The sequence below is a fragment of the Pseudomonas sp. BAV 4579 genome (assembly GCF_009765395.1).
In the GTDB taxonomy this organism is placed as follows: Bacteria; Pseudomonadota; Gammaproteobacteria; order Pseudomonadales; family Pseudomonadaceae; genus Chryseomonas; species Chryseomonas aestiva.
In genome coordinates this window covers 53,195-60,184 of the sequence record NZ_WHOV01000014.1, presented here as the reverse complement: position 1 = coordinate 60,184, position 6,990 = coordinate 53,195, and the positions used below count along the sequence as shown (strand labels likewise).

The following is a 6,990-nucleotide window of genomic DNA, read 5'->3' as shown; positions in this document are numbered from 1 at the left end:
GGTGCCGGTGGGGGTGGCGGCGCTATGGGGGATCGGCCAGGTCTGCGCGCGGCTGGCGGAGCTGGCTTCCGGCCAGCGGCTTTCGGCGCGTCAGCTCAATCTGGTGCTGGGCCTCGGCCTGCCGCTGAGTTTCGCCCTGGCGCTGGCGAGCGAAGGCCATCTGGGCCTCACCGCCGGCTTCGTCTTTCTCTATGGCGCCCTGAACGGCCTGGTGGCGGTGCTGCGGGCCAGCCTACCACTGGAGTTGTTCGACCGGGCGCTCTATGCGCGCCTGACCGGCAAGCTGCTGGCGCCGAGCTTCCTGCTCTCGGCGGCCGCGCCCTGGTGCTATGCCCTGGCACGGGAGAGCTGGGGCGACCGAGGCCTGCTCGGGCTGTGCCTGCTGGTCAGCCTGGGGGTAACCCTGGCGGCGCTGGGGCTGCTCGGGTGGCGGCGTCCGGCGCCGGCCTGAGGCGGGCGCCGGTCCGCGGGCTAGTTGAGGCGGCGGGCGAACTGCCCCACCGCCCGACCACGCGCTGGGCGCCGTCCTGGATCTCGGTGATGCGGGTGCCCGCGGCGTTGGCCAGTTGCAGGCCCTGTTCCGCCTGGTGCTTGCTCGCCGCCATGTTGGCCACGGCGGTCTGCGCCAGTTGCTGGTTCTGCTGCACTACGCCGACGATCTCCTCGGTGGCCTTGCTGGTGCGGCCGGCCAGTTGGCGGACCTCGTCGGCCACCACGGCGAAACCGCGGCCCTGTTCACCGGCCCGCGCCGCCTCGATGGCGGCGTTGAGCGCCAGCAGGTTGGTCTGTTCGGCGATCCCGCTGATGGTCTTGACGATGGTGCTGATCACCAGCGACTGCTCGCCCAGGGCCTCGATGCCGTTGGACGCGACCTGCAATTCCTCGGCGATCTTGCGCATCACCGCGACGGTGTCCTGCACCACCTCGGCACCCTGACGAGCGCTTTCGTCGGTCTGCTGGGAGATGTCGAAGGCGACCTTGGCCGCCTCGGCCACCGCCTGTTCCTGTTCCACCTGGGCGGTGATGACGGTGGCGAATTTCACCACCTTGTACAGCTCGCCACGGGTATTGAGCACCGGGTTGTAGGAGGCTTCCAGCCAGACGGTGCGACCGTGGCTGTCGATGCGCTTGAAGCGGCTGGCGATGAATTCGCCGCGATTCAGCCGCGCCCAGAACGCCTGGTAGTCGGCGGAGTGACTCTCTTCGCTGGTGCAGAACATGCGGTGGTGCTTGCCCTGGATCTGCTTGAGCGAATAGCCCATGCCCTGCAGGAAGCGGTCGTTGGCGGTGAGCCCCTCGCCGGCCAGGTTGAATTCGATGACCGCGGTGGATCTCAGCAGGGCGTTGATCAGACCGGAGTGCTCGGTGGAGGTCTCCACCTGTTCGGTACGGTCGTTGCCGTAGCAGATGGTCTTGTGGATGCGGCCATCGGCGTCACGCAGCGGCTGCCAGGTGGCATAGAGCCAGGCTTCCTGGCCGTTGGCCCGCAGCAGGCGGTACATGCCGCTGGTCTGCTGGCCCTGGCTGAGCGCGCTCTTGAGATTGCGATAGCAGGGCAATTGTTTGACGTATTCGGGAATGAAGGCATCCAGCGGACGCCCCACCACGTTCTCGGCGCGATAGCCCATCTCGCGGCAGAAGCGCTCGTTGACCTTCTCGATGTTGCCACGCTCATCCACGGTAAGACTGAGCGCCTGGCTTTCGAAGCCCGCGTGCAACTGACGCAATTCGGCGACTTCGGCACGCAGTTGGGCGAGTTCGGTCTTGAGGGAGCGATTGAACATGGCAGGGCACCGAGAGGAGTGAAAGTATGACTTCCACTACTTCGACGGTCCCGGGATTTTCTTAAGGGAAGCTGAGCGACTTTCGACTAAAGCCGCAGGCGTCAGGCCTGACGGCTGGCGATGAAGCGCCGGAAGACGGCCAGGGTGGCCTCGCTGACATGGTGCTCCATGCCCTCGGCATCGCGCCGTGCGGTATCGGCGTCCACGCCCAGGGTCAGCAGGAAGGTCTCCACCACGTGGTGGCGCGCGCGACTGGCTTCGGCCAGGGCTTCGCCTGCGGGGGTGAGGAAGACGCCGCGGTAGGGACGCTGCACGATCAGGCCGGCGGCGGCCAGGCGCTTGAGCATCTTGGCCACGGTCGGCTGGGCGACGCCGATGCGCGCGGCGATGTCCACCTGACGGGCTTCACCGCCGTCCCGGATGAGGTCGGAAATGAGCTCGACATAGTCTTCGATCAGCTCCTGACGATGGGCTTCGCGGACCTGTTGAAAACCTTCCATATGAATGGATGGATCGACCAACCGATTCAGCAGTTCGTCGTCCTTTGTCATGTTGCCCACCTGAATGACCTTCTCCGCAAAGACCTGAGGCGCGTCGAGAGGACGCGTGCGGGCGCCATTTTGACCGAGTTGCGGGCGAATACCAAAGATTCCTTCGCCAATGGGCGTTATCGACGGATGAGATAGAGATTTTTTATTGCTGGATGTGTGAATTTTAGCCTAGGCTAAATTCTCCAAAGGGTAGTCCTACCTTGCCGCACGAGTCCGCCATGAAAGAGTCCGCCAGCTACGTCGAGCCTGCCTGGCAGGAGCCTGCGCCGTCCGCCCGGCCCAGCCTGGGGCGGATGAATGCCAGCGTGCCGGTGCCCGAAGGCGGCAGCTGGCTGCGCCGGCTGCTGGCCTTTATCGGCCCCGGCTACATGGTCTCGGTGGGCTACATGGATCCGGGCAACTGGGCCACGGACCTGGCCGGTGGCTCGCAATTCGGCTACCTGCTGCTGTCGGTGATCCTGCTCTCCAATCTCATGGCCATCCTGCTGCAGGCCCTGGCCGCACGCCTGGGCATCGCCACCGGGCTGGACCTGGCCCAGGCCTGCCGCGCGCGCTATTCGCGGCCGGTGAGCCTGCTGCTGTGGATCGCCTGCGAGATCGCCATCATCGCCTGCGACCTGGCCGAGGTGATCGGCACCGCCATCGCGCTGAATCTGCTGTTCGGCATCCCGCTGATGTGGGGCGCCATCCTCACGGCGCTGGACGTCTTTCTCATCCTGCTGCTGATGAATCGCGGCTTTCGCTGGCTGGAAGCCTTCGTCATTGCCCTGCTGACGCTGATCTTCGTCTGCTTCGGCGTGCAGATGGTGCTGGCCCAGCCGTCGCTGGCGGCGATTGTCGACGGCTTCCTGCCCAAGGCGGAGATCGTCACCAATCCGGCCGCGCTGTACCTGGCCATCGGCATCATCGGTGCCACCGTGATGCCCCATAACCTCTATCTGCATTCGTCCATCGTGCAGACCCGCGCCTATCCGCGCACCGAGGCGGGGCGGCGCATGGGGCTGCGCTGGGCGGTGGCCGACAGTACCCTGGCGCTGATGCTGGCGCTGTTCGTCAACGCCGCCATCCTGATCACCGCCGCGGCGGTGTTCCATAGCGCCGGGCGCACCGACGTGGCCGAGATCCAGGACGCCTACCACCTGCTGTCGCCGATGCTGGGCGTCGGCATCGCCTCTCTGTTGTTCGCGGTGGCGCTGCTGGCGTCGGGCATCAACTCCACGGTCACCGCGACCCTGGCCGGCCAGATCGTCATGGAGGGCTTCCTGTCGCTGCGCATTCCCGACTGGGCGCGGCGGCTGATCACCCGGGGCATCGCCGTGATCCCGGTGGTGGTGGTGACCGGCCTCTATGGCGAGAGCGGTACGGCCAAGCTGCTGGTGCTCAGCCAGGTGGTGCTGTCCATGCAACTGCCCTTCGCGGTCATCCCGCTGGTGCGCTTCGTCTCGGACCGCCAGCTGATGGGCAGCTTCGTCATCGGTCGGGTCACGCAGGTGCTGGCCTGGGCGATCGCCGGGCTGATCGTGGTGCTCAATGTGAAGCTGCTGGCCGACATCCTGCTCGGATAGCGGACAACTGAGGTCCTACGACCTCTGAGGGCTCTGGAACAGGGGTCTGGGAACTTGTGAAAGCGTGACGGTATCAATCCGTTACCACAATAAGTTCTTCCCATAACCACCCGGAGCACTTGCCATGTCCTATGACGCCCGTCACACCCCCGCCTATGCAGCCACCACGGCCACTGCCACCGCGCCCCTGCTGAAGCGCATTTCCTGGAGTTCGATCATCGCCGGCGTGGTCATCGCCCTGACCGTTTCGCTGCTGCTGAGCCTGCTCGGCACCGCCATCGGCTCGGCTTCCATCGATCCGCAACAGGAAGCCAATCCGCTGTCCGGCCTGGGCAAGGGCACCGGTATCTGGGTCGGCGTCAGCGCCGTGGTTTCGGTCTTCGTCGGCGCCTGGATCGCCGGTCGCCTGGCGCAGCGCGAAGGCGCCCTGCACGGCATCCTGGTCTGGGCCAGCGTGACCCTGGTCAGCGTCTATCTGGTGTCCAGTGCCGTGAGCGGCGTGGTGCGCACCGGTCTGAATGTGGCGGGCAGTGGCCTGTCGATGGTCGGCAGCGGCCTGTCCCAGGTTGCACCGGCCCTGACCAACCAGGTTCAGGACCAACTGCGTCAGCAGGGCATCCAGCTCGACCTGGGTGATCTGCAGAACGAACTGGAAACCGCGCTGCGCCAGACCGGCAAGACCGAGCTGCAGCCGGAGAACCTCAAGCAGCAGGCTCAGGGCGCCGAACAGGATGCCAAGAACACTGCCCAGAACAGCGCCAACAATCCGCAGCAGACCGATGACCAGCTGACCGCCCTGCTGGATCGTCTGAAGCAGCGTGGCGACCAGGCCTGGAACGCCGCTGACCGTCAGGCTCTGGTGAACCTGATCAAGGCTCGCACTGGCAAGAGCGACGCCGAGGCCAACGCCATCGTCGACAAGGCCCAGCAGACCTATCAGCAGGCCTATGCCAAGTACCAGGAGCTCAAGGCCCAGGCCGAGCAGAAGGCCCGCGAAGCGGCTGACGTGGCTGCCCGCAAGGTTTCCCAGGCCAGCTGGGTCCTGCTGATCAGCCTGGTGATCGGCGGCATCGTCGGTGCCATCGGTGGTGCCCTGGGTCGTCGTACCCAGCCGGCCAACAAGGTGGTCGCCGCCTAAGCGCAACCTCTGGCGGATCCCCTGGGATCCGCTGACAAGGCACGAGGCCCGGACTGGTGACAGCCCGGGCCTCGTCGTTTAGTGACCGGTGCTTTTCCTAGCGGTCTGGCCGCAGTACCCGGGCGAGCAGCTGCAGGCACAGCGCCAGGTCGGGGCGTTCGGCGCCGAACAGGGTGCGATAGATCAGCGGGGCGACCAGGCCGTCGAGCAGGGCGTCCAGGGTCGGCGCCGGCTCGCCACGTCGGTGGGCGCGTTCGAGCAGCAGCTCCAGGCGCTCCCGGGTCGGCTCGGTGCAGCGCAACGCACATCCCGGATCGGTGGCGGCCAGGGCATCCCTGAGCATGGCCTGGCCAGGGGTGGAGGCAAGGTCGTCGACATAGTGTTCCAGCCAGCGTTCGAGATCGCCTCTGAGGCTGCCGGTATCCTCTGGCGGCTGGTCCGGGCGCAGGCGCTGCAGGTCGACGTCGGCCAGCAGGCTGGGCAGATTGCCCCAGCGACGATAGAGGGTCGAAGGCGTGACCCCGGCGCGCGCGGCGATCAGGGGGACGGTGAGGGCTTCCCGGGGCTGCTCCTGCAGGAGCGCCAGGACGGCCTCGTGGATGGCTTGCTGAACCCGGGCACTGCGGCCGCCGGGGCGGGCTTGCTTGTTGGTCATGCTGACAGGATACCCGGCTCTTAACGCAAACGCATTGCTTTTGCTGTCGGAAGGGTTCAGGCTTTAAAGCAATTATTTAGCTTTAAGGTGTGGGCATGTCTTCGCTGAACGGCTCTTCCTCCGCACGCCTGACGCTGCTGGGCTCGGTGCTGCTGACCTTCCTCGCCGCGTCCAGTGCGCCGACCCCCCTCTATGCCAGCTACCAGCAGGCCTGGGGCTTTTCCACCTTCTGGCTGACGCTGGTGTTCGCCGTCTATGCCTTTGCCCTGCTGGCCGCCTTGCTGGTGGGCGGGCGGCTGTCCGATCACCTGGGGCGCCGGTCGGTGATCCTGGTGGCGCTGGTGCTGGAAGCGGGTTCCATGCTGCTGTTCCAGCAGGCCCAGGGTCTGGCGGATCTGGTCCTTGCCCGCGCCTTGCAGGGCCTGGCGACCGGGATCGCCACCAGTGCCCTGGGTGCGGCGCTGCTCGACGTGGATGCCGAGCGCGGCCCCTGGTTGAACAGCCTGACGCCCCTGCTCGGCATGGCGGTCGGCGCGCTGGGTTGCGGTCTGCTGGTGGAATTCGCGCCGGCGCCGCTGCAACTGGTCTATCGGCTGTTCCTGCTGCTGTTCGTGTTGCAGGGCCTGGCGCTGCTGCGCCTGCCCGATCGCGTACCGCGCCGGCCGGGCCTGTTCGCCGCCTTGCGGCCCCAGCTGGCGGTGCCGCCCCAGGCTCGCGCCATGCTCTGGCGGGTATTGCCGCTGGAGCTGGCGGTCTGGGCGGTGGGCGGCTTCTATCTGTCGTTGATGCCGGGGCTGGTCAAGGCGGCGACCGGTACGACGTCGATCCTGGTCGGCGGAGGGGTGGTGGCCGGTCTGACGCTCACCGGTGCGGCCTGTCTGCACGGCTTGCACCTCTGGCCGGCGCCGCGCCTGCTGCGCCTGGGCGCGGTCACCCTGGTGGCCGGTCCGGCCGTGCTCTGGCTGGCGGTGGCCAGCGGTCAGCTGGGCTTCTTCGCCCTGGGTACCCTGGTGACCGGCGTCGGCTTCGGCAGCGGTTTTCTCGGCGCCACCCGCAGTCTGCTGCCGCTGGCGGAACCGACTCAGCGCGCCGGGTTGCTGGCCGCCTTCTATGTGCTCAGCTACCTGGCGTTCTGCCTGCCCGCCCTGGCGGTCAGCGCCCTGGTGCCGCTGCTGGGCCTGGCCGGCGCCGCCGAACTCTATCTGGGCGGGGTGATCCTGCTGGCGGCGCTGGGCGTGCGCAACAGCCTGCCGCGCGCCTGCGTGCAGCCGGGATAGGCTTTGTCTGAAAAGTGCCT

5 protein-coding genes and 2 pseudogenes are annotated in these 6,990 nt (G+C 67.0%); 4 read left to right on the top strand and 3 right to left on the bottom strand.

The genetic code is table 11. The features are described from left to right. Positions 1–451 (top strand): annotated as a pseudogene (locus tag GSQ95_RS05210) (MFS transporter); the annotation flags it as partial. A 20-nt stretch (positions 452–471) separates the two neighbouring features. Here the strand turns inward: GSQ95_RS05210 and GSQ95_RS05205 are convergent. Together GSQ95_RS05205 and mntR are read right to left on the bottom strand one after the other, a co-directional pair. After that, positions 472–1,784, bottom strand: a pseudogene (locus GSQ95_RS05205) (methyl-accepting chemotaxis protein). 101 nt (positions 1,785–1,885) lie between these two features. Next, complete coding sequence (mntR, locus tag GSQ95_RS05200; RefSeq protein ID WP_158892548.1) at positions 1,886–2,335, bottom strand: manganese-binding transcriptional regulator MntR; 450 nt, start codon at positions 2,333–2,335, stop codon at positions 1,886–1,888. Positions 2,336–2,553: 218 nt separating this feature from the next. Here mntR and GSQ95_RS05195 point away from each other — a divergent pair, with 218 nt between their 5' ends. Both GSQ95_RS05195 and GSQ95_RS05190 read left to right on the top strand, forming a co-directional pair. Beyond that, the gene (locus GSQ95_RS05195; RefSeq protein ID WP_158892550.1) at positions 2,554–3,900 is read left to right on the top strand and encodes an Nramp family divalent metal transporter; all 1,347 of its coding nucleotides are present in this window, start codon (positions 2,554–2,556) and stop codon (positions 3,898–3,900) included. A 124-nt stretch (positions 3,901–4,024) separates the two neighbouring features. Further along, the gene (locus GSQ95_RS05190) at positions 4,025–5,038 is read left to right on the top strand and encodes a YrzE family protein (protein ID WP_158892552.1); all 1,014 of its coding nucleotides are present in this window, start codon (positions 4,025–4,027) and stop codon (positions 5,036–5,038) included. Positions 5,039–5,135: 97 nt separating this feature from the next. Here the strand turns inward: GSQ95_RS05190 and GSQ95_RS05185 are convergent, their stop codons facing one another. Continuing rightward, positions 5,136–5,693, bottom strand: a complete 558-nt coding sequence (locus GSQ95_RS05185; protein WP_158892554.1) for a TetR/AcrR family transcriptional regulator — start codon at positions 5,691–5,693, stop codon at positions 5,136–5,138. A 95-nt stretch (positions 5,694–5,788) separates the two neighbouring features. On the opposite strand from GSQ95_RS05185, the gene GSQ95_RS05180 reads away from it, so the two are divergent. After that, the gene (locus GSQ95_RS05180) at positions 5,789–6,970 is read left to right on the top strand and encodes an MFS transporter (protein WP_158892556.1); all 1,182 of its coding nucleotides are present in this window, start codon (positions 5,789–5,791) and stop codon (positions 6,968–6,970) included. Positions 6,971–6,990 lie beyond the last annotated feature (20 nt).

Bases quoted from the DNA above. Each gene is read 5' to 3' on its own strand.
- mntR (WP_158892548.1), bottom strand. From the start codon at position 2,335: ATGACAAAGGACGACGAACTGCTGAATCGGTTGGTCGATCCATCCATT.
- GSQ95_RS05195 (WP_158892550.1), top strand. From the start codon at position 2,554: ATGAAAGAGTCCGCCAGCTACGTCGAGCCTGCCTGGCAGGAGCCTGCG.
- GSQ95_RS05190 (WP_158892552.1), top strand. From the start codon at position 4,025: ATGTCCTATGACGCCCGTCACACCCCCGCCTATGCAGCCACCACGGCC.
- GSQ95_RS05185 (WP_158892554.1), bottom strand. From the start codon at position 5,693: ATGACCAACAAGCAAGCCCGCCCCGGCGGCCGCAGTGCCCGGGTTCAG.
- GSQ95_RS05180 (WP_158892556.1), top strand. From the start codon at position 5,789: ATGTCTTCGCTGAACGGCTCTTCCTCCGCACGCCTGACGCTGCTGGGC.